Below are 19,581 nucleotides of genomic sequence, written 5' to 3'. Positions count from 1 at the left end.
CTGAAGTGATTACGTTACAGCTTCACGACGTTGCCGGTAACCTGCTGCGGCAACGCGATGTACATCGACTCCATCGGCTCGTCGGTGGCGACCACCGTCTCGTCCGAGGTGAAGCCGTTGAAGGCCGTGCGCATCGCCGAACCGTAAGCGCCCAGCATCCCGATCTCGACATAGTCGCCGACCGTGACGTCCGCAGGAAGCGGGAACGGCCCGGCCATATAGTCCATGTCGTCGCAGGTCGGACCCCAGAAGCTGAACGCGTGATCGCGGACGGTCGACTCCGGTTCGCGCAGCAACGCGACCGGATAGCGCCAGCCGATGTGCGCCGCGTCGAACAATGCGCCGTAGGCGCCGTCGTTGATATACAGTTCCTCGCCGCGGCGCCGCTCGACGCGGACCACGACCGAACTGTACTCCGCGCTGAGTGCACGGCCCGGTTCGGCCCAGAGTTCCGCCGAATAGCTGATCGGCAGGCTCTCGAACGCGCGGTGGATCGTCTCGAAATAACGCTCCAGCGGCGGCGGATTCATGCCCGGATAGGCGGAGGGGAAGCCACCGCCGACGTCGATGACGTCGACCGTCACCGCCGCGGACACGATCGCCTGACGCACGCGCTCCATCGCCTGCGCGTAGGCATCCGGCGTCATCGCCTGCGAACCGACGTGGAAGCAGATGCCGAGCGCATCGGCGACCTGCCGCGTGGCGAGCAGCAATTCCTTGGCCTCGTCAGGCGCGACGCCGAACTTGGCGCCGAGGCTGAGCTTGGAGTGCTCCGACGACACGCGCAGCCGCACGCACAGTGTGAGGTCGGCAGCGCTGCGGGTGGCCGACACGATCTTCGCCAGCTCTTCCATGCTGTCGAGCGAGAAGGTGCGCACGCCGTGCGTGAAATACGCCTCGGCGATCGCTTCCTCGGCCTTGACCGGGTGCATGAAGCACAGGGTCGCGTCCGGCAACGTACGGGCGACCAGACGCACCTCGGCGATCGAGGCGACGTCGAACGTCGTCACGCCATTGTCGTAGAGCGTGCGTAGCAGCTCCGGGCTCGGATTCGCCTTGACCGCATACATGGTCCGGCCCGGAAACTTCTCCGTGAAGAAGCGGGCGGCCCGTGCCGCGGCGTGCGGACGAACGATCGTGACCGGCTGAACCGGTCGCCGAATAGCGATGTCGATGGCCCCGGCGACGTGATCGGCGGGGACGGTCGAGAGGGGCGCTAACCCCAGCGCGCGATGATGCTGGTGCAACTCAAGGGACCTCCAATTGCCTTTCGGCATACGGTGACAAAAAGCTGCCTTGCGGTTGGAAGTCCCATGGGGCAGCGGAGGCGCGAAATATGATCGCCGGGGCTTATTGTAAAGTGGCCTTTGCGACGAAAGGTTCATTTGTGACGATAATGCGACAACCAACCCGAGCCGGGGTTCGCGATGCGGCGGCCAAGGTAGCGGCAATCCTTCCCGAGACGCCAGTTTTCACCCGAGAAATCAATGGGGTGCATGTCACATTTAAAGCGGAATGTCTGCAGCCGGTCGGCGCGTTCAAGGTGCGCGGCGCATGGCACCGGTTGACGGCCCTGAGCGAGGATGCGCGCCGCCGCGGGGTGGTTGCCTTCTCGTCCGGGAATCATGCGCAGGGGATCGCGTGGGCGGCGCGGCGGCTGGGGATGGCGGCGACGGTGGTGATGCCCGGCGACGCGCCCGCCGCCAAGCGCGAGTCGACGCTGGCACTGGGGGCCGAGGTGGTCACGTACGATCGCGCCACCGAATCGCGCGAGACGATCGCGGCGCGGCTGGCGGAGGCACGCGGGGCGACGCTGGTGCCGAGTTTCGACGACCCGTGGGTGATCGAGGGGCAGGGCAGCGCCGGCATCGAGGTAGCGGCGCAGATGGCGGCGGCCGGGCTGGGCGTGCCGCATCATGTCGTGGTGCCGTGCGGCGGCGGCGGGCTGGCGGCGGGGATCGCGCTGGCGTTGCCGGATGCGCGGATCACGGTCGTCGAACCGGAGGGGTGGGACGATATGCGCCGCAGCCTGGAGGCGAGCTGGATCGAGCCGGTCGGGGCGAACCCGCCGGCCACCGCATGTGACGCGTTGCAGACGACGCGAGTGTCGCCGCTGACCTTCGACGTGCTGTCGCGGCGCGATGCGACCGGGGTGGCGGTGAGCGAGGCGGCGATCCGCGATGCGCAACGCTGGGCCGCGACGCACCTGCGGCTGGTGGTGGAGCCGGGCGGGGCGGTGGCGCTCGCCGCGGTGCTGTCCGGGCGCGTGGCGCTTGCGGCCGGCATGGTGGTGATGCTGTCGGGCGGAAACGTCGACATGGCGGCCTATGCGCGCGTGCTGGCGGGAGACGCGGCATGAACCCGGCGCTGACCGGCGTCGCGGGCGCGGCGCCCGTGGTGGCGATGCTGGCGGCGTTCGCGTGTGCGATCGGGGGCGCGTGGCTGATCGCCAAGCGGCGCGACCGGCTGAAGGGCGTGCTGATGCTGGTGATGGCGGCGGTGCTGGTGGGGAATGTGCTGATCTGGACGCTGTGAGGGCGTCGCGGCGCGGCGCGAATGTTGTGAATGTTGAGACGCTGGCGGGGCGTGTTGCGGCGGCGAATGTTGTGAATGTTGAGACGCCGGCGGGGGATGTTGCGGTCGCGAATGTTGTGACTGTTGGGACGCTGGCAGGGCGTGTTGCGGCCCCGAATGTTATGAATGTTGAGACGCTGGCTGCGTGTGGCGTTAGCGCGCGGGGTTTGGACGTCGAGGCTTCGGCCGGCGGCAGTGTGGGTGGCTTGCGCATCGCAGCGACATGATACGACCTGCACTGGCGTGTAGGACAGCGTTGCGTGCGTATGGTCACTGCTGTGGCGCAAGCGACTATCCGCGCCGCGTTCATCCAGAGCGGCTTCCGACTACGTTGCACCACCGTCATCGCCCTTCGGGCGTCCGCAACGCCGCGGGGTGATTTCGGCCCGCCGCGGCGTTGCTCCCCGGTTACGACGGCAAAGCGTCGCCCCCCCTAGCGCCTCGCGGCGGATCGAATTCCCTCCGTGCCGATGGCGCAACATGATCGGGAACCGCGCCAGCCGACGCACCTGTTTCAGATCACCGGGGTATTCGGAACGGTGCCGAAGGTCGATGCCGATCTAGGCACGGGTAAGCCCGTGCCGCCGGTCGGCGCGCGGCGCCGCCGGCCGGGCCGGCGGGCGAGGAGCGGATCAGCGCGGCCGATCCGCTCGCGCCAGTCTCACTTGATCGGCGAGTTCGGGTCCAGGCGCATATCGAGGTAATTGTCGACCGACTTCATCAGGTCGCCCATCTCGTGCTCGAAGAAGTGGTTCGCGCGCGGGATCACGTCGTGGTGGATCGTGATGTGCTTTTGCGTGCGCAGCTTGTCGACCAGCTTCTGCGAGGCGAGCGGCGTGGCGACCTCGTCCTCGGCACCCTGGATGATGATTCCCGACGACGGACACGGCGCCAGGAACGAGAAGTCGTAGAGGTTCGCGGGCGGAGCGATCGAGATGAAGCCGCGGATCTCCGGACGCCGCATCAGCAACTGCATGCCGATCCACGCGCCGAACGAAAAGCCGGCGATCCACGTCGTCTGTGCCTCGGGATGGAAGCTCTGCACCCAGTCGAGCGCGGACGCGGCGTCGGACAATTCCCCGATGCCGTTATCGAACGTGCCCTGGCTCTTGCCGACGCCGCGAAAATTGAAGCGCAGCGTCGCGAAGCCGCGGCGCTGGAACGTCTTGTAGAGATCCTGCACGATCTTGTTGTTCATCGTGCCGCCGGCATTGGGATGCGGGTGGAGGATCATCGCGACGGGCGCGCGCGGGCGCGGGGCCGGGGCGAAGCGGCCCTCGATACGGCCTTCGGGTCCAGGAAAGATGACTTCGGGCATGGCAACCTTGTACTGGTCGGCGGGCGTTGGGGCCGGCGGGAAGCGCGCTATATAGGCCGGAACGCCAAAAATGGAATGTGTCTTGACCGAGCCGCTGTACCTTGACCACGCCGCAACGACTCCGCTGACGCCCGCCGCCGTGGAAGCGGTGCGCCGGGGCATGGCGACGTGGGCCAATCCGTCTTCCCCGCACGCGGCGGGACGCGCGGCGCGTGCCGCGCTGGAGGCGGCGCGGGCGGAGATCGCGGCGGCTTACGGGTGGCGGCACGAGGTGTTGCTGACCAGCGGGGCGAGCGAGTCGCTGGCGATCGCGCTGCGGCGGTGCACGGCGGAGCGGCGGATCGTGTCGGCGGTGGAACATGATGCGGTGCTGCGCGCGGGCGGACAGGCGGAGGTGCTGTCGGTCGATGCAGCGGGGCGGGTCGATCCGGCGCGGCTCGGCGACGTGTCCGGCGCGCTGGTGGCGGTGCAATGGTGCAACAGCGAGACCGGGGTGAAGCAGCCGATCGCGGCGATCGCGGCGGCCGTGCGTGACGGCGGCGGGCTGCTGCTGGTCGACGCCGCGCAGATGCCGGCTGGCGACGAACTGGCGGATGTCGCGGATTTCGTGGCGGTATCGGCGCACAAGCGTGGTGGGCCGCCGGGGACGGGCGCGCTGCTGGTGCGCGATGTCGCGATGCTGCACCCGAGCGGAGGGCAGGAGCGCGGCTATCGTCCGGGCACCGAGAACCTGCCGGGCGTGCTGGGGCATGCGGCAGCGCTGGCCGTGCCGGAGCCGGATCACGCGGCGCGGCGCGCGCGGCTGGACGATGCGGTGCGACGCTCAGGCGGGATCGTCGTCGCCGCGGACGTGGAGCGGCATGCGGCGATCGGCGCATACCGGATGCCGGGGGTGGCATCGGCGGCGCAACTGATCCGCTTCGACATGCAGGGCATCGCGGTATCGGCGGGGAGCGCGTGCGCGAGCGGGAGCCTGAAGCCCAGCCACGTGCTGCGCGCGATGGGGTGGAGCGAGGACGCCACGCGCGAGGTGGTGCGGGTCAGCTTCGGGCGGACGACCAGCGATGCGGACGTCGAGCGCTTCATCGCGGCGTGGCGTGGCGTGGCGCGTGCAACCGGGCGGTTCGCGGCATGACGTACCTCGATTATCAGGCGACGACGCCGCTGGCGCCGGAGGCGCTGGACGCGATGCTGCCGTGGTTGCGCGACCAGCATGCCAACCCGCACTCGCCGCATCGCGCCGGACGCGCCGCAAAGGCGGCGGTGGAGGTGGCGCGCGCGCGGGTCGCGGCGCTGCTGCCCGCCGGGGGGCGGGTGGTGTTCACCAGCGGGGCGACCGAGGCGCTGAACTGGGCGATCAAGGGCTTGTCCGGCGCGATCGTGACCCAGGCGACCGAACATGCCGCGGTGCTGGACACAATCGCGGCGAGCGGGCGCGCGCAGGTGGTGGTGCCCGTGGATCGCGACGGGCGTGTCGATCCCGCAGCGGTCGCCACGGCGGTACGCGATGCCGGCGCGCGATTGGTGGCTGTCATGCTGATCAACAACGAGATCGGGACGATCCAGCCGGTCGCGGAGCTGGCCGCGGCGGTGCGACCGCTGGGTGCGCTGCTGCTGTGCGATGCGGTACAGGGGTTCGGGCGCGTTGTGGTGCCGGATGAGTGCGACCTGGTGGCGGTATCGGCGCACAAGATCTACGGTCCGAAGGGCATCGGTGCCTTGTGGGTGCGCGACGGCGTGACGTTGGCGCCGCTGCTGCATGGCGGCGATCAGGAAGGTGGCCGCTCGGGGACGCTCAGCCCCGCATTGTGCGCGGGGTTCGGCGCGGCGGCGGCGCTGGCTGCGGCGCGGATGGCGGAGGATGCCGCCTATACCGCCCGATTGCACGCCGTGGCGCAGGCGAAGCTGGCGGGGTGGACGTCGAACGGCCCAGCGGACGGGCGGTGGCCGGGCAATCTGAGCGTGCGGCGCGCCGGGCTCGACGTCGCCCGGTTGATGAGCGACGTGCGCGACGTGGCGTTCTCGGCCGGTTCGGCGTGTGCGAGCGGCTCGGGGCGGACCAGCCACGTGCTGCGCGCGATCGGGCTGTCGGAAGCCGAGGCACGCGCGACGATCCGGATCGGATTCGGGCGCTACACGAGCGAAGCGGAACTGGTGGCGGCGCTCGACCGGATCGTGGCGGCGGCGGACGCGCAGCGGGTGGCGGCATGAAGGTGATCGTCGACGACGTGGAACTGGCGGCGACCGCGGGCGAGCGGCTGCTCGATGTCGCGCGGCGCAACGGCCTGCGGCTGGAAGGCACCTGCAACGGCGACCTGGCGTGCGCCACCTGCCACGTGATCGTCGCGGCCGAGTGGTTCGAGCACCTGTCGCCCGCGCGCGAGGAGGAGGAGGACATGCTCGACCTGGTCGCCGACGCGCGGCGGACCAGCCGGCTGGCGTGCCAGATCGTGCTGACGCCGGCGCTCGACAAGCTGTCTGTCAGCTTACCAGCAAGTTCAGGATAAGTGCAGCGCTCCGGGTCCAAGTTACCGGCAGGGCAGGGGATTTCGGGAGTAGAGCGTATGAAACTGATCACCTTGAGCTTCGCAGGATTGCTGGCGGCGACCACCCTGGTGCCAAGCGCGGCGACCGCACAGCCCGGCCATGGCGGGCGGCACTACAGGGATGACGACCGGCGCGGCTGGGACGGGTCGCGCGGCTGGGACCGGCGTGACGACCGACGCGACGACCGACGCGACTGGCGCGGGGATCGTGGCGGCCGTGGATGGCGCGGCGATCGCGGCTGGCGGGACAATCGCTACGCCTGGAACGGCTATCGCGGGCGGGAAGCGCGCACCGTCTGCCGCTGGGTCGACGGCTATGACGGACCGCAGCGTCGGTGCTTCCGCGTGCGGTGATCGCCTGACGGCTTGATTGCGCCGCCCGGCTCCGCCATAGGGCGCGCGGGAGTCGGGCGGACGTGGTCGTCGCCAACTTGGTCAGGTCCTGACGGAAGCAGCCACAACGATTTCGCCGCGGGTCGTCCCGGCTCCCACCGTGCAGCGGGCCAGAGAGCGCCGATGCCGCTCCACGGCGGCGAGCGCCGCCGGCACTTAGGCGGTGCCGAGCGCGTCTGACGATGCGGCTACGCGTCCTGATGCGCCGGCGCATACCTCCATGAATGATCGGCCGCTATCGTTGCCACGGACTTGATCCGTGCCCCGGTGTTTGTCGACCCCAGCAGAAGCCGGACGCTCGCGATCGGGTGGCCGAGAGCGCGGAGCGGCGCTGGCCCCATGATAGAATCCGGATGTCGAACGGTTGTGGTGCCGATTAATCGACTTGGCAGTGACTTGCGCGAGGGTGGCCTGCACCCGCATATGTCGAGGCGGTATCGATATTCAGTGCCTCGCGGGTGCCGGACTGCTGGCCAGTGAAGATGATCGCTCTGTTCGGGTGAACTGCGCGCCGACGATCGGCAGACTTGCTCCCTCCATTCGTCATCGGCAGCGCAGCGAAACAGTCCAGCGTTCCGCACGACCCCTGACTTGCTTCGCTACGCTCGCCATGACGGCGTTTGCAGGGAAGAACCGGCTGGATGTCGATCGGGCCGGGCCGTTCCTCAGCGAAGGGCTGTGGGGGGCGCGGCGGGACTATGGCTTCGACAAGCGCCGCGCCGGCTCCTATATCCGCCGGCAATGTCCGACTCCCTCGATCTCGGCGCCCCGCCGCAGCCAGTGGCCAGCGCGCAGCCTTATCGCGTGCTGGCGCGCAAATACCGGCCGCAGACGTTCGATGCGCTGATCGGGCAGGACGCGATGGTCCAGACGCTGGGCAATGCGATCAAGCGTGACCGGATCGCGCATGCCTTCCTGCTGACCGGGGTGCGCGGCGTCGGCAAGACCAGCACCGCGCGGCTGATCGCCAAGGCGCTGAACTGCATCGGCCCCGACGGCCAGGGCGGGCCGACGATCGATCCGTGCGGCGTGTGCGAGCCGTGCCGCGCGATCGCCGAGGGGCGTCACATCGACGTCATCGAGATGGACGCCGCCAGCCACACCGGCATCGACGACGTGCGCGAGATCATCGAGGCGTCGCGCTATGCGGCGGTGTCGGCACGCTACAAGATCTACATCATCGACGAAGTCCACATGCTGTCGAAGGCGGCGTTCAACGGGCTGCTCAAGACGCTGGAGGAGCCGCCGGCGCACGTGAAGTTCCTGTTCGCCACCACCGAGGTGAACAAGGTGCCGGTGACGGTGCTGTCGCGGTGCCAGCGCTTCGACCTGCGACGGATCCCGGCGCAACTGCTGGCGGAGCATTTCGCGCGTGTGGTGGAGGCGGAGGGGGCGCAGGCCGACGCGGAGGCGCTGGCGCTGATCGCGCGCGCGGCGGAGGGATCGGCCCGCGACGGACTGTCGATCCTCGACCAGGCGATCGCACATGCCGACCTGGAAGGCGGCGGCGTGCGCGCCGACGCGGTGCGCGAGATGCTGGGGCTGTCGGACCGCAACGCGGTGCGCGATCTGCTGGCGCTGGTGCTGGCCGCGGATGCGCCGGGCGCACTGGCGGCGTTGCGGCGGCAATATGATCTTGGCGTCGATCCGTTGGGGGTGATGCGTGCGCTGCTGGAAGCGGTGCACGGCGTGACGCAGGTGAAGGTCGGGGCCCCCGACGATCCCGCGCAACCCGTCGAGGAACGCGCGGCGTATCGTGAGTGGGCGGGCAAGCTGTCCTTCCCGGCGTTGCACCGGCTGTGGCAATTGTTCCTGAAGGGGCATGAAGAGGTCGGGCGTGCCGCGTTGCCGATCGAGACCGCCGAGATGGCGATTTTGCGGGCGATCCACGCCTCCACGCTGCCCGATCCGGGCGAGCTGGCGCGGCGGATCGCGGGCGGCGACGTGGCGGTCGCACCCGCGGCTGCGCCTGCCGCGCCAGCGCCGCCGCCCGCTCCCGAAGATCGCGCGCCCAAGGAGTTTGCGGGGGTGCTCGCGCTGCTCGACGAGCGTGGCAAGCTGGACCTGCTGGTGAGGATGCGCCGCGGCGCGAGCCTGGTGCGCTATGCGCCGCCCGAGATCGTCTTCAGCGGAACGCGGCCGTTGTCGACCGACTCGCTAGCAGAACTGGCGGCGGTGCTGCGCGACGCGACCGGCATGCCGTGGAAGATCGCGATGGCCGACGTGCCCGGTGCGCCGACGATGTACGAGACCGAGCAGGACGTGGTGCAGGCGCGTCACGATGCGGCGCGCGCGCACCCGATCGTCGCCGCGGCGTTCGACGCATTTCCCGGCGCCGAACTGGTCGACCCGAAACCCGCACAACGAAGCATCACCTGATGGAGAGCATCATATGAAGGACCTCAACGACATTCTGGCGATGGCCCAGAACGTCCAGAACGAATTGCAGAAGGCGCAGGACAGCCTCGACACGATCGAGGTCGAGGGCGTCGCCGGCGGCGGGCTGGTGAAGATCAAGGCATCGGCCAAGGGGCGGATCATCGGCGTTGCGCTGGACGATTCGCTGATCGTGCCGTCCGAGAAGCAGATGCTGGAGGACCTGATCGCGGCCGCGATCAACGATGCGCGGGCTAAGGCGGATGCGGTGTCGTCGACCGAGATGTCGAAGATGACCAGCGGCCTGCCGTTGCCGCCGGGGTTCAAGCTGCCGTTCTGAGCGGTCGCCCACGCGGGATCGACATCCAGCGCCGCACGGGTGCCGGACTGCTCACCAGCGGAGATTGTCGATCCCGCGTTCGCGCTATCGGGCAGACCTGCTCCCTCCACCCGTCGTTACGAGCGTAGCAAAGCGATCCAGCGTTCCGCACAACGCCCTGGATCACTTCGCTACGCTTGCGATGACGGCTTTTGCAGGGAAACCCGGTGAATATCGCTTGGCGCAGATCGGAGCGCGACGTGACGCGACAATACATCGCGTAGGTGCGGATGGCTTTCGAATTTGGCGCGGGATGGCATCGGGTCGTTGCAAGCGCGTTGCCTTGGTCGCGATGACGGGTCGGTTGGTGCCGTTCCGCTCGCTATCGAATGCTGGTCGCGGTGGCGGTGAGCGAGACCGATTCTATCGCTCGCCGCAGCCGTGATCCGCTGCCGCGACGCTCAAGGCGGCGTCCGGAAGCGGGAGTGCGGCATCGACGGGGCAGGACTTCGGTCCCGCTTTGGGGCACCTGCGGGCCGCACCCCGCGCACGTCCTTCCGGTAACGGAACATTGCCGGCGCGCTGGCATTCTCGGCTCCACCAACAAGGGAGAGAGCCATGAGTGACGATCGCGTGACGCAGACGCCGCATACCACGATCATCGAGCGGCGCAGCGGCGGTGGCGGGATGCTGATCGGCCTGGCGGTGTTGATCGCGGTGATCGTCGGAGCCTATTTCCTCTTCGTGCGCAACGACAGCGAAGTAGCCAAGAACAACGCGGTCACGTCGGCCGCGAAAAGCGTCGAGAGCACCGCCGACAAGGCCGGCTCGGCGATCGACGGCGCCACCGACGGGAAGTAAATGGCGGCGGGCTGTCGGATGACCGGCAGCCCGCCAGTGCGGCGGTCAGGGGCGGCAGCGCCCGGCCCCTGTCCACCGAACGGTCACCCGCCGTGCGCGGCCAATGCTGCGAGCAGCAACAGCGCGACGATGTTGGTGATCTTGATCATCGGATTGACGGCCGGGCCGGCGGTGTCCTTGTAGGGATCGCCGACGGTGTCGCCGGTGATCGCGGCCTTGTGCGCCTCGGAACCCTTGCCGCCGTGGTTGCCGTCCTCGATGTATTTCTTGGCATTGTCCCACGCGCCGCCGCCGCTGGTCATCGACAGCGCGACGAACAGCCCTGAGACGATGACGCCCAGCAGCATCGCGCCCAGCGCCGCGAAGCCCGATGCCTGCCCGTCGACGGCGCGCACGATGAAGTAGAGCGCGATCGGCGAGAGCACCGGCAGCAGCGAGGGAATGATCATCTCGCGGATCGCGGCGCGCGTGACGAGGTCGACCGTGCGGGCGTAATTGGGGCGGCTGGTGCCCGCCATGATGCCGGGGTTCTCGCGGAACTGCTCGCGCACTTCCTCGACCACCGCGCCCGCCGCGCGGCCGACTGCGGTCATCCCGAACGCGCCGAACAGATAGGGGAGCAGCGCGCCGAGCAGCAGCCCGACGATGACGTATGGATTGCTGAGCGAGAAATCGACGGTGATGTCGGGGAAGTAGGTCTTGAGATCGGTGGTGTAGGCGCCGAACAGCACCAGCGCGGCAAGCCCGGCCGAGCCGATCGCATAGCCTTTGGTGACCGCCTTCGTGGTGTTGCCGACCGCGTCGAGCGCGTCGGTCCGCTCGCGTACCTCCTCATCCAGCCCCGCCATTTCGGCGATGCCGCCGGCATTGTCGGTGACCGGGCCATAAGCGTCGAGCGCGACGACCATCCCCGCCAGCGCCAGCATCGCGGTGGCCGCAAAGGCGATGCCGATGATCCCGGCGAGCTTGTAGGCGGCGATCACCGCGACGACGATCACGATCGTCGGCAGCGCGGTCGCCTCCAGGCTGATGGCGAGGCCCTGGATCACATTGGTGCCGTGGCCGGTCTCGCTGGCCTTGGCGATCGACTTGACCGGGCGATAGTTGGTGCCGGTGTAATATTCGGTGATCCACACGATCAGTCCGGTGACGGCCAGCCCGATCATCATGCACCAGAACAGGTCGGTGCCGGTGAAGGCGGACGCCGCGGGCACACCGGCGGTCGCGCTGTCGACGCCGCCGGTGGCGATCGCGTCGAAGGCGGCGTCGCGGTCGGCATCGAGGAACCCGGCACCGCCGATCGTCGCGCTCATGTCGCCCAGCACCCAGTGCGTCACCGCCCAGATCGCCGGGACCGACAGCAGTGCCGAGGTCCAGAAGCCCTTGTAGAGCGCGCCCATGATCGTGCCGCGCCCGAGCCGGACCATGTAGGTGCCGATGATCGAGGTGATGATGCAGACGCCGCCGACCGCGAGCGGCAGGCTCATGAGCCGCATCAGCTCGGCGGGGCTGGCCTGGATCAGCAGCGCGATCGACACCATCGTCACGCCCAGCGTCACGACATAGGTCTCGAACAGATCGGCGGCCATGCCGGCGCAGTCGCCGACATTGTCGCCGACGTTGTCGGCGATGACGGCCGGGTTGCGCGGGTCGTCCTCCGGAATACCGGCCTCGACCTTGCCGACCAGATCGGCGCCGACATCGGCGGCCTTGGTGAAGATGCCGCCACCGAGCCGCGCGAAGATCGAGATCAGCGACGCACCGAACGCCAGCGCGGTGAGCGCCTCGATGATGGCTCGATCGTTGGGAAGCAGGCCGGACGGCCCGGTAAGATACCAGAAGAACAAGGCGATCGCGAGCAGGCCGAGACCGGCGACCAGCATCCCGGTCACCGCACCGGAACGGAACGCCATCGTCAGCCCGCCCTGCAACGAGCCGCGCGCCGCCTCCGCGGTGCGGACGTTGGCGCGCACCGAAATCATCATGCCGACGAAGCCCGCGACACCCGAAAGCACGGCGCCGATGACGAAGCCGATCGTCGACAGCGTGCCCAGCGTCGCCGCGAGCACGACCGCGACGACGACGCCGACGATCGCGATGGTGGTGTATTGCCGCCCGAGATAGGCGCGCGCGCCTTCCTGGATGGCGCTGGCGATATCCTGCATTCGCTCGTTACCGGGCGAAGCGGACAGCACCTGTCGACTGGTCACGAAGCCATAGAGTACGGCGATCAGGCCGCAGACGATGGCAAGATAGACGATCGTCATGCCCTTCATCCCTCCTAGTGGCGCGTCCGGTCTGTCGCCGGTACGTCGCGCGGGGGGTGAGGCTAACAGGTGCCTGCGTCAGCGCAAGCCGTGCTGGTATCCCAGCCGCCCGGGCAGTGGAATCAAGCGGTTATCCTGCATCAAGGTCAGCCCTGCGCCGGGTGCGAACGTACCGACGCGCGTCGCCGCGACCGGAAGGGCGGCGGCCGCGGGGGCGGCGAACAGCAACTCGTAATCGTCGCCGGCGGTTGCGGCGGCGAGCGCGTCGGTGACGCCGTGCGCGAGCGGCACGTGCGCGAGGTCGATCGTGACCGCAAGGCGGCTGGCAGCGGCCATGCGCGCCGCGTCGATCAGCAGGCCGTCCGAGACGTCCATCATCGCATGGACCAGCGGGGCAAGCGCGCGACCCTCGACAAGGCGCGGCGCAGGGCGGCGATAGCGGGCGAGCAGTGCGGCGTCGCCGGTGCCGGCCTGCGCAATGGCGAGGCCCGCGCCCGCGTCGCCGATCGTGCCCGTGACCCAGAGCGCGTCACCTGCCTGCGCGCCGCTGCGCGGTGGAGCGGCGGCATCGCGACCGAACGCGGTGACGGTGAGGATGCGCGGCGCGCCGGCGGGAAGCGTGACGGTGTCGCCACCGAGCAGCGGGCAGGCGAGCGCCGCCAATGCCGCATCGAGCCCATCGAGGAAGGCGGAGTCCCATGCGGCGTCGCGCAGCGGGTAGTTGAGCAGCACGCCCTCCACGATCGCGCCCTTGGCGGCGAGATCGGAGAGGTTGGTGGCGACCAGTTTCCATGCGACATCCTGCGGCGGGTCGGCAGCGAGGAAATGCACGCCTTCCACCAGGGTGTCGGTGGTGACGGTCAGGCCGGCGATGGTTGCGGTGTCGTCGGTCAGACCGCCGGCGCCGGGATGGAGCGGGAGCGTGCGGAGGCGGGCGAGGAAAGCGGCTTCGTTCATGACAGCGCCGTCGAGCGATCATTCATACGCGCCGCGCCGCATCACATAGTCGCGCGTCTCATAGGGAGGCGCCAGACCTTCGACCCAGGCGCCGTGCGCATGGGTAAGCGCGACGAGCTGCATCGGCTGATCGGAGGGCCAGCATTGCACGCGTACCTCGTGGCGGTGGAGATCGCGGTTCGGCTCCATCATCACCCAGGCCAGCGGGTGCTCGCGGGTGGCGCGCGCGCCGGCCGCTTCCATCGCGCCGCGGATGCGCTCGCGAGCGGTGGCGGGAAGGTATTGCCAGACCACCGAGTGCATCAGCACGCGCGTGGTGCCGGCGTCCTGCGGCTCGGCAAGGCGGGCCTCCACCCAGTCGGGAGCATCGCCCTGCGTCAGCTCGACCGCGCGGTCGTGGACCATCGCGATCGCGGTCGACAGGCGGGCGAGCCGCTCGGCGGCGTCGATCCAGACGTAGCCGGCGAGGCGCTCGGCCTGTGCGGGGTCGCGGACGTCGACCGGCGCGAGATCGACGCCGCGCGTGCGTGCGATGGCGACCGGCGCGGCCGGAGGCGGGGGGCCGCGCCATTCGGGCGCGATCGTCAGCGGCGAACCGGCTGGGCCGGCCATTACGCCGCCGAGATCGAAACGCATGCGGTCGATGAGCAGGTTGAGACCGGCACTGGAGCCGATCTCCAGCACCTCCACGCGCGGGCCGAGCGTGGCGGCGACGTGGAGCAGCCCGGTCATCAGCCCGGCGGACCGCTGCGCCTCGTTGGTCTGCGGCGGGCCGTCGAGCCACGGCAGCAGCGCGGTGTCGTGGGTGACGAGGAGCGCGGCGAGTTCGGCATCCGTGGCTGCGAACGCGTCCGCGTCGCCGCGGCGGGCAAGCGCGTGGAGACCGCCGACGAGCCGAAGCACGACCGCATCGGCGACCGGCTCGCCCGGCCAGTCGAGCACGCGCGTGCCGATCGCGGTGTCACGCGTCAGCACGCGGGCGAGTGCGCGGCACAGGCGCGCGGTCAGCGGCGCGGCCATCGCCTCGCAATATTGCGCCTGCACCTCGAAGGCGGCGCGGTTGCTCGGTTCGTCTGCCATGCGCGCCTCATTGCGCCGATGAGGGTGCCCCCGTAAAGCCGCGCGCATGTCCGAGCCGTCGAAGCCAACCCCGATCGTCATCGCCGTTCCCAAGGGGCGCATCCTCGAGGAAGCGCTGCCGCTGCTCGCGCGCGCCGGGATCGTGCCCGAGCCGGCGTTCGGCGACGAGCGCAGCCGCGCCTTGCGTTTCCGCACCGACCGCGAGGGTATCGAGCTGATCCGCGTGCGTGCGTTCGACGTGGCGACATTCGTCGCGCATGGCGCGGCGCAATTGGGGATCGTCGGCTCCGACGTCCTCGCCGAGTTCGACTATGCCGAACTGTATGCGCCGGTCGACCTGAACATCGGGCATTGCCGGCTGTCGGTGGCCGAGCCGGTGGAGATGGCGGCGGGTGATGATCCGCGGGGGTGGAGCCACGTGCGGGTCGCGACCAAATATCCGCACGTTACCGCGCAGCATTTCGCCGCGCGTGGCGTCCAGGCGGAGTGCATCAAGCTGAACGGCGCGATGGAGCTGGCGCCGACGCTGGGGCTGGCGACGCGGATCGTCGATCTGGTGTCGTCGGGGCGGACGTTGAAGGAAAACGGGCTGGTCGAGGTGGAGCGGATCATGGAGGTGTCGGCGCGGCTGATCGTCAATCGCGCGGCGATGAAGACGCGCGCGCACGTCTTCCCGCTGGTCGAGGCGTTCCGCGCGGCGGTGGCGGCATGATCCGCCTCGACACGCGCGACGGCGATTTCGCCGGACGCTTCGACACGCTGGTCGATGCACGGCGCGAGGCGGCGAGCGACGTCGCGCGCGACGTGGCGACGATCGTTCGTGCGGTGCGCGACGACGGCGATGCGGCGCTGCACGCGTTCACCCAGAAGCTGGACCGTCACGACCTGAACGACACCGGATGGCGCGTCGATGCGGCGGCATGCGCGGCGGCGTTCGCGGGACTGGAGCCGGAATTGCGCGCGGCGCTGGAACTCGCGGCGACGCGCATTCGCGCCTATCACGAGAAGCAGCGACCCGAGGATACGAGCTTCACCGATGCGGCGGGCGTGCGGCTGGGCGCGCGGTGGCGCGCGGTGGACGCCGCCGGCATCTACGTTCCCGGTGGGCGTGCGGCCTATCCCTCGACGTTGCTGATGAACGCGATCCCGGCGCGGGTGGCGGGGGTCGAGCGGCTGGTGGTAGTGACGCCGACCCCGGGGGGCGAGGTGAACCCGCTGGTGCTGGCCGCGGCGCATCTGGCGGGCGCGGACGAGGTGTGGCGGGTCGGCGGCGCGCAGGCGGTTGCGGCGCTCGCCTATGGAACCGAGCGGATCGCGCGTGTCGATGTCGTGACCGGGCCGGGCAACGCCTGGGTCGCGGAGGCGAAGCGGCAGGTCTACGGCGTGGTCGGGATCGACATGGTCGCGGGGCCGAGCGAGATCGTGGTGGTCGCCGATGGTGCGAACGATCCGGAGTGGATCGCCGCCGACCTGCTGAGCCAGGCCGAGCACGACACCACTACGCAGTCGATCCTGTTCACCGACGATGCCGCATTCGGCGAGCGCGTGATCGAGGCCGTCGAGCGGCAGTTGCAGGCGTTGCCGACGCAGGCCGTGGCGCGCGTGGCGTGGGAAGATAATGGCGCGGTCGTGATCGTGCCGACCTTGATCGAGGCGATCGCGCTGGTCGACCGGCTGGCGCCCGAGCACGTCGAGTTCGCGTGTGACGATCCGCAGGCATTGTTCGATCGGCTGCGACATGCCGGATCGGCGTTCCTCGGCCGGCACACGCCCGAGGCGATCGGTGATTACGTCGCGGGGCCGAACCATGTGCTGCCGACCGGGCGACGCGCCCGCTTCGCAAGCGGCCTGGGCGTGACCGACTTCATGAAGCGGACCAGCTTCCTGCAACTGGACGAGACGGCGCTCAACGAGCTGGGGCCGGCGACGATCGCACTGGCGAATGCGGAGGGATTGCCGGCGCATGCGCGGTCGGTGGCGTTGCGGATCAGGACGAACCGGTAGCGCCGGACGCGCGAGCGGGTTGCTTCGATGCGAATGGTTTTCCACTTCGGGCGCTCGGCGTCAGGTTCGGAGCAATCGGGCTGCGTGTCGGCGTAACGGCATAGCAAATCGATTCGGAGCGTCTTGGTCGCGCCTTGGATTGCTTCGCTACGCTCGCAATGACGGCGCTTGCGGCGACGCTGGCTGAATGTCGATTGGTCCTAGCAATGGGGGGGGCGATGCCCCCCCCTTCGCCTGTGATTATGCCGTTGCGAGTTCCGCGGCGCTGTTCGCCTTGGTCTCGGCCAGCGTGGTCAGCTTCTCGTCGGTGGCCTTTTCCTCGTCGAGCGTCGCCTGCAGCAGCGACACGACCTGCGTGTGGCCAAGTTGTTTGGCCCACGCGATCAGCGTGCCGTAGCGGGCGATCTCGTAATGCTCGACCGCCTGGGCCGACGCGATCAGCGCCGCATCGAGTACCGCCTTGTCGGCGACTTCGCCTGCGACCTCGTTGGCTTCCTTGATGATGCCATCGATCGCCGGGCAGGTGACCGCCTTCGGCTTCTGATCGAGCGCCTGGAACGCCTGCTCCAACCGCGCGATCTGTCCCTCGGTCTCGCGCAGATGCGTTTCGAACCCTTGCTTCAGCTCGGGCGAGGTGGCCTTCTCGATCATCTTCGGCAGCGCCTTGGTGATCTGGTTCTCGGCGTAATAGACGTCCTGCAGCTGGTGCAGGAACAGGTCGTCGAGGGTTTCGATGTCCTTCGTGAACAGGCCCATGATCGTTCTCCTCTGTCTTTCGGGGGTACGTCGGTTCGAACGAGGGGCGCGCGCCGGACGTTGCCGAAAAACCGCTTGATGCAGGTCAATCGCGGCGAGGGGGTGACGAACGCGCAGCGAGCGACTACAGCGCGCGGCCTATGTCCCGCACCGCTGCTCGTACCAAGGCCCGCGCCGCCGCGCGCCTCGCCGCCGTCCAGGCGCTCTATCAGCATGAGATGGAGGGCACGTCGATTCCGGTGCTGCTCCACGAATTCCACCAGCACCGGCTAGGCGCGACGATCGAGGAGGTCGAATATGCCGAGGCGGACGTCGCGTTCTTCGACGACGTCGTGCGCGGCGTGGCCGAGCGGCTGGGCGAGATCGACCTGCTGGTCGAACAGCGGCTGACCGCCGGCTGGTCGCTGGAGCGGCTCGACAAGCCGATGAAGGCGATTCTGCGTGCGGGTACGTACGAACTGCTGGCGCGTGCCGACGTGCCGGTCGGGGCGGCGATCAGCTCCTATGTCGATGTCGCGCATGCTTTCTACCAGAAGCGCGAGGCCGGGTTCGTGAACGGCCTGCTCGACGCGATCGGCAAGCAGGTCCGCAGCTAGCGATGGGCGACGTCGTCTCCCTGAAGGGTGCGCGCAAGGCCAGGGCGCGCGCCACCCGGGAGGCTCAGGCCAGCGCCAACCGCGCTGCGTTCGGGCGCACGAAGGCGCAGAAGGCGGCGGACACGGTCGAGCAGGCGCGCAAGGATGCGCTGCTCGACGGCGCGAAGCTCACGGATAGCTGACGGTCTTGGGCACCTCGGGCAGCGGAATCCACTCGCTGTCGCCAGGCACGCCCGCGAACTCCCCGGCCATCCACGCGCGCTTCGCCTCGCGGATCGCATCGCGCGAGGAATGGACGAAATTCCACCAGACATGCCGCGGCGTCGCAAAGGCCGCGCCCCCCGCGAGCATCGCGCGCCCGCCGGTCGGCGACGACAGCGTCGCGGCGATACCGGGGCGCAGCACGTAAAGCCGCTGTGGCTCCAGCGTCAGCCCGTCGAGGGTTGCAGTGCCGCTGGCGAGGTAGATGGCGCGCTCGTCGGTGCTGTCGTCGATCGGGACCGACGCGCCGGGCTCCAGCACGATGTCGGCGTAGATCGTCTCGGCATAGGCGGTGACCGGTGCGCTGGCGCCCCACAGCGTGCCCATCACGACGCGTGCCGTGGCGCCGCCGGCCGTGACGATCGGCAGCGCGTCGGCGGCGACGTGTTCGAACGCCGGGCCGCGATCCTCCTGTCCGTCGGGCAGCGCAAGCCACGTCTGGATGCCGTCGAGGCGCGGTCCGTCGGCGCGGACGTCTTCGGGTGAACGTTCCGAATGGACGATGCCGGCCCCGGCGGTCATCAGATTGACCGCGCCGGGTGTGATCCGCACGTCGCTGCCGAGGGAATCGCGGTGCTGGAACGCGCCCTCGAACAGGTAGGTGACGGTCGACAGCCCGATATGCGGGTGCGGGCGGACATCGACGCCATTGCCGGGCGGCAGGTGCGCCGGCCCCATCTGGTCGAAGAACAGGAACGGGCCGACCATCGTGCGGTCGCGATGCGGCAGCGTGCGATAGACCTTGAAGCCGCCGAGATCGTGGGTCGCGGGCTCCAGGGTCTGGAGAACCAGGTCATCGCGGGTCGACATCGGTGCACTCCGTCAGCGTTTGCGGCCGCTTAGCAGCGATCCGCGCGAGACGGAACCGGGCGGACGCGGAACGCCGGAGCGGGCGAAGCCGTTGGGGCGGCATGAGCAAGAAAAAGCAGCAGAAGTCGCGCGCCGTGCAGGCGCATGAGGCCCGTACCAAGCAGGCGATCGTCGCCGCGACGGCGCTGGGCGCGGTCGTCGCCGGGCTGGGCATGGCGTTCGGCCTGGGGTGGCTCGACCGCCTCCGCCCGGCACGGGATGCCGAGCACGCCGCGCCCGATCTCGCCGCCGACGCGCCGACGCCGGGCACCACCCGCGCACCGGATGCATTCCGGCCCGATCCTACCGCGGCGGTACCGGCGTCGGAGCGCGATGGACTGCGCCCCGCCACGGGCCCGGCGCCGACGCTGTCGGCGACGCGCGGCGAGGTGGCGAACCAGACCGGCGCGGCGAACGGCTGACC

The 19,581-nt window shown here is 69.4% G+C and carries 21 protein-coding genes and 1 other RNA gene; 15 read left to right on the top strand and 7 right to left on the bottom strand.

The window, feature by feature from the left end; all coding sequences use genetic code 11:
* Positions 1 to 14: 14 nt before the first annotated feature.
* Positions 15 to 1,247 (bottom strand): type III PLP-dependent enzyme, encoded by a 1,233-nt coding sequence (locus SPHPHY_RS0110945; protein WP_022686726.1) that lies wholly within the window; start codon positions 1,245 to 1,247, stop codon positions 15 to 17.
* 149 nt (positions 1,248 to 1,396) lie between these two features.
* Between SPHPHY_RS0110945 and SPHPHY_RS0110940 the strand changes: the two genes are divergently transcribed.
* Both SPHPHY_RS0110940 and SPHPHY_RS0110935 read left to right on the top strand, forming a co-directional pair.
* Positions 1,397 to 2,359, top strand: coding sequence for a threonine ammonia-lyase (locus tag SPHPHY_RS0110940; protein WP_043130015.1), 963 nt, complete (start codon positions 1,397 to 1,399; stop codon positions 2,357 to 2,359).
* On the top strand, positions 2,356 to 2,535 hold the full coding sequence (locus SPHPHY_RS0110935; RefSeq protein ID WP_022686724.1) for a hypothetical protein: 180 nt from the start codon (positions 2,356 to 2,358) through the stop codon (positions 2,533 to 2,535). Before SPHPHY_RS0110940 ends, SPHPHY_RS0110935 begins: the two co-directional genes overlap by 4 nt.
* Before the next feature lie 700 nt (positions 2,536 to 3,235).
* On the opposite strand, the gene SPHPHY_RS0110930 is transcribed toward SPHPHY_RS0110935, so the two are convergent.
* Positions 3,236 to 3,892: an alpha/beta hydrolase gene (locus SPHPHY_RS0110930; RefSeq protein ID WP_022686723.1), complete on the bottom strand. Its 657-nt coding sequence runs from the start codon at positions 3,890 to 3,892 to the stop codon at positions 3,236 to 3,238.
* 70 nt (positions 3,893 to 3,962) lie between these two features.
* On the opposite strand from SPHPHY_RS0110930, the gene SPHPHY_RS0110925 reads away from it, so the two are divergent.
* The 8 genes from SPHPHY_RS0110925 to SPHPHY_RS0110895 all read left to right on the top strand — a co-directional run bounded on the left by SPHPHY_RS0110925 (position 3,963) and on the right by SPHPHY_RS0110895 (position 10,387).
* On the top strand, positions 3,963 to 5,027 hold the full coding sequence (locus tag SPHPHY_RS0110925; RefSeq protein ID WP_022686722.1) for a cysteine desulfurase family protein: 1,065 nt from the start codon (positions 3,963 to 3,965) through the stop codon (positions 5,025 to 5,027).
* Entirely contained in the window at positions 5,024 to 6,103 is a 1,080-nt protein-coding gene (locus SPHPHY_RS0110920) for a cysteine desulfurase family protein (protein WP_028056780.1), read from the top strand. Before SPHPHY_RS0110925 ends, SPHPHY_RS0110920 begins: the two co-directional genes overlap by 4 nt.
* Positions 6,100 to 6,399 carry a 2Fe-2S iron-sulfur cluster-binding protein gene (locus SPHPHY_RS0110915; protein ID WP_022686720.1) on the top strand — a complete coding sequence of 100 codons (300 nt, stop codon included), beginning with the start codon at positions 6,100 to 6,102 and terminating at the stop codon, positions 6,397 to 6,399. The genes SPHPHY_RS0110920 and SPHPHY_RS0110915 overlap by 4 nt, the downstream gene beginning before the upstream one ends.
* 57 nt (positions 6,400 to 6,456) lie before the next feature.
* On the top strand, positions 6,457 to 6,792 hold the full coding sequence (locus SPHPHY_RS20975; protein WP_022686719.1) for a hypothetical protein: 336 nt from the start codon (positions 6,457 to 6,459) through the stop codon (positions 6,790 to 6,792).
* A gap of 44 nt (positions 6,793 to 6,836) precedes the next feature.
* Positions 6,837 to 6,934: signal recognition particle sRNA small type (gene ffs, locus SPHPHY_RS21405), an RNA gene on the top strand.
* Positions 6,935 to 7,572: 638 nt separating this feature from the next.
* Complete coding sequence (locus tag SPHPHY_RS0110905) at positions 7,573 to 9,210, top strand: DNA polymerase III subunit gamma/tau (protein ID WP_022686718.1); 1,638 nt, start codon at positions 7,573 to 7,575, stop codon at positions 9,208 to 9,210.
* Between the two features lie 13 nt (positions 9,211 to 9,223).
* Entirely contained in the window at positions 9,224 to 9,547 is a 324-nt protein-coding gene (locus SPHPHY_RS0110900; RefSeq protein WP_022686717.1) for a YbaB/EbfC family nucleoid-associated protein, read from the top strand.
* 597 nt (positions 9,548 to 10,144) lie between these two features.
* A complete protein-coding gene (locus SPHPHY_RS0110895) occupies positions 10,145 to 10,387 on the top strand; it encodes a hypothetical protein (RefSeq protein WP_022686716.1) in 243 nt (80 codons plus the stop codon).
* An 83-nt stretch (positions 10,388 to 10,470) separates the two neighbouring features.
* On the opposite strand, the gene SPHPHY_RS0110890 is transcribed toward SPHPHY_RS0110895, so the two are convergent.
* From SPHPHY_RS0110890 to SPHPHY_RS0110880, 3 genes are all read right to left on the bottom strand, one after another.
* On the bottom strand, positions 10,471 to 12,654 hold the full coding sequence (locus SPHPHY_RS0110890; protein WP_022686715.1) for a sodium-translocating pyrophosphatase: 2,184 nt from the start codon (positions 12,652 to 12,654) through the stop codon (positions 10,471 to 10,473).
* Positions 12,655 to 12,732: 78 nt separating this feature from the next.
* Positions 12,733 to 13,611: a thiamine-phosphate kinase gene (gene thiL / locus SPHPHY_RS0110885; RefSeq protein ID WP_022686714.1), complete on the bottom strand. Its 879-nt coding sequence runs from the start codon at positions 13,609 to 13,611 to the stop codon at positions 12,733 to 12,735.
* A gap of 18 nt (positions 13,612 to 13,629) precedes the next feature.
* Positions 13,630 to 14,691: a DUF2332 domain-containing protein gene (locus tag SPHPHY_RS0110880; RefSeq protein ID WP_022686713.1), complete on the bottom strand. Its 1,062-nt coding sequence runs from the start codon at positions 14,689 to 14,691 to the stop codon at positions 13,630 to 13,632.
* 46 nt (positions 14,692 to 14,737) lie between these two features.
* On the opposite strand from SPHPHY_RS0110880, the gene hisG reads away from it, so the two are divergent.
* Together hisG and hisD are read left to right on the top strand one after the other, a co-directional pair.
* Positions 14,738 to 15,403: an ATP phosphoribosyltransferase gene (hisG, locus tag SPHPHY_RS0110875; protein ID WP_022686712.1), complete on the top strand. Its 666-nt coding sequence runs from the start codon at positions 14,738 to 14,740 to the stop codon at positions 15,401 to 15,403.
* Positions 15,400 to 16,695: a histidinol dehydrogenase gene (gene hisD, locus SPHPHY_RS0110870; RefSeq protein WP_022686711.1), complete on the top strand. Its 1,296-nt coding sequence runs from the start codon at positions 15,400 to 15,402 to the stop codon at positions 16,693 to 16,695. The genes hisG and hisD overlap by 4 nt, the downstream gene beginning before the upstream one ends.
* A gap of 240 nt (positions 16,696 to 16,935) precedes the next feature.
* Here the strand turns inward: hisD and SPHPHY_RS0110865 are convergent, their stop codons facing one another.
* Positions 16,936 to 17,451 carry a ferritin-like domain-containing protein gene (locus tag SPHPHY_RS0110865; RefSeq protein ID WP_022686710.1) on the bottom strand — a complete coding sequence of 172 codons (516 nt, stop codon included), beginning with the start codon at positions 17,449 to 17,451 and terminating at the stop codon, positions 16,936 to 16,938.
* Positions 17,452 to 17,591: 140 nt separating this feature from the next.
* On the opposite strand from SPHPHY_RS0110865, the gene nusB reads away from it, so the two are divergent.
* Together nusB and SPHPHY_RS0110855 are read left to right on the top strand one after the other, a co-directional pair.
* On the top strand, positions 17,592 to 18,047 hold the full coding sequence (nusB, locus tag SPHPHY_RS0110860) for a transcription antitermination factor NusB (RefSeq protein ID WP_022686709.1): 456 nt from the start codon (positions 17,592 to 17,594) through the stop codon (positions 18,045 to 18,047).
* A gap of 2 nt (positions 18,048 to 18,049) precedes the next feature.
* Positions 18,050 to 18,229 carry a DUF4169 family protein gene (locus SPHPHY_RS0110855; protein ID WP_022686708.1) on the top strand — a complete coding sequence of 60 codons (180 nt, stop codon included), beginning with the start codon at positions 18,050 to 18,052 and terminating at the stop codon, positions 18,227 to 18,229.
* Here SPHPHY_RS0110855 and SPHPHY_RS0110850 read toward each other — a convergent pair.
* On the bottom strand, positions 18,216 to 19,118 hold the full coding sequence (locus tag SPHPHY_RS0110850; RefSeq protein ID WP_022686707.1) for a pirin family protein: 903 nt from the start codon (positions 19,116 to 19,118) through the stop codon (positions 18,216 to 18,218). The two genes, SPHPHY_RS0110855 and SPHPHY_RS0110850, sit on opposite strands and share 14 nt — an antisense overlap.
* A 101-nt stretch (positions 19,119 to 19,219) precedes the next feature.
* Between SPHPHY_RS0110850 and SPHPHY_RS0110845 the strand changes: the two genes are divergently transcribed.
* On the top strand, positions 19,220 to 19,579 hold the full coding sequence (locus SPHPHY_RS0110845; protein ID WP_022686706.1) for a hypothetical protein: 360 nt from the start codon (positions 19,220 to 19,222) through the stop codon (positions 19,577 to 19,579).
* Positions 19,580 to 19,581: the final 2 nt, after the last annotated feature.

This window comes from Sphingomonas phyllosphaerae 5.2 (genome assembly GCF_000419605.1).
Taxonomy (GTDB): Bacteria; Pseudomonadota; Alphaproteobacteria; order Sphingomonadales; family Sphingomonadaceae; genus Sphingomonas; species Sphingomonas phyllosphaerae_B.
This window is presented reverse-complemented; position numbering and strand designations above follow the sequence as displayed.

Bases quoted from the DNA above. Each gene is read 5' to 3' on its own strand.
- SPHPHY_RS0110940 (WP_043130015.1), top strand. From the start codon at position 1,397: ATGCGACAACCAACCCGAGCCGGGGTTCGCGATGCGGCGGCCAAGGTA.
- SPHPHY_RS0110935 (WP_022686724.1), top strand. From the start codon at position 2,356: ATGAACCCGGCGCTGACCGGCGTCGCGGGCGCGGCGCCCGTGGTGGCG.
- SPHPHY_RS0110930 (WP_022686723.1), bottom strand. From the start codon at position 3,892: ATGCCCGAAGTCATCTTTCCTGGACCCGAAGGCCGTATCGAGGGCCGC.
- SPHPHY_RS0110925 (WP_022686722.1), top strand. From the start codon at position 3,963: ATGGAATGTGTCTTGACCGAGCCGCTGTACCTTGACCACGCCGCAACG.
- SPHPHY_RS0110920 (WP_028056780.1), top strand. From the start codon at position 5,024: ATGACGTACCTCGATTATCAGGCGACGACGCCGCTGGCGCCGGAGGCG.
- SPHPHY_RS0110915 (WP_022686720.1), top strand. From the start codon at position 6,100: ATGAAGGTGATCGTCGACGACGTGGAACTGGCGGCGACCGCGGGCGAG.
- SPHPHY_RS20975 (WP_022686719.1), top strand. From the start codon at position 6,457: ATGAAACTGATCACCTTGAGCTTCGCAGGATTGCTGGCGGCGACCACC.
- SPHPHY_RS0110905 (WP_022686718.1), top strand. From the start codon at position 7,573: ATGTCCGACTCCCTCGATCTCGGCGCCCCGCCGCAGCCAGTGGCCAGC.
- SPHPHY_RS0110900 (WP_022686717.1), top strand. From the start codon at position 9,224: ATGAAGGACCTCAACGACATTCTGGCGATGGCCCAGAACGTCCAGAAC.
- SPHPHY_RS0110895 (WP_022686716.1), top strand. From the start codon at position 10,145: ATGAGTGACGATCGCGTGACGCAGACGCCGCATACCACGATCATCGAG.
- SPHPHY_RS0110890 (WP_022686715.1), bottom strand. From the start codon at position 12,654: ATGACGATCGTCTATCTTGCCATCGTCTGCGGCCTGATCGCCGTACTC.
- thiL (WP_022686714.1), bottom strand. From the start codon at position 13,611: ATGAACGAAGCCGCTTTCCTCGCCCGCCTCCGCACGCTCCCGCTCCAT.
- SPHPHY_RS0110880 (WP_022686713.1), bottom strand. From the start codon at position 14,691: ATGGCAGACGAACCGAGCAACCGCGCCGCCTTCGAGGTGCAGGCGCAA.
- hisG (WP_022686712.1), top strand. From the start codon at position 14,738: ATGTCCGAGCCGTCGAAGCCAACCCCGATCGTCATCGCCGTTCCCAAG.
- hisD (WP_022686711.1), top strand. From the start codon at position 15,400: ATGATCCGCCTCGACACGCGCGACGGCGATTTCGCCGGACGCTTCGAC.
- SPHPHY_RS0110865 (WP_022686710.1), bottom strand. From the start codon at position 17,451: ATGGGCCTGTTCACGAAGGACATCGAAACCCTCGACGACCTGTTCCTG.
- nusB (WP_022686709.1), top strand. From the start codon at position 17,592: ATGTCCCGCACCGCTGCTCGTACCAAGGCCCGCGCCGCCGCGCGCCTC.
- SPHPHY_RS0110855 (WP_022686708.1), top strand. From the start codon at position 18,050: ATGGGCGACGTCGTCTCCCTGAAGGGTGCGCGCAAGGCCAGGGCGCGC.
- SPHPHY_RS0110850 (WP_022686707.1), bottom strand. From the start codon at position 19,118: ATGTCGACCCGCGATGACCTGGTTCTCCAGACCCTGGAGCCCGCGACC.
- SPHPHY_RS0110845 (WP_022686706.1), top strand. From the start codon at position 19,220: ATGAGCAAGAAAAAGCAGCAGAAGTCGCGCGCCGTGCAGGCGCATGAG.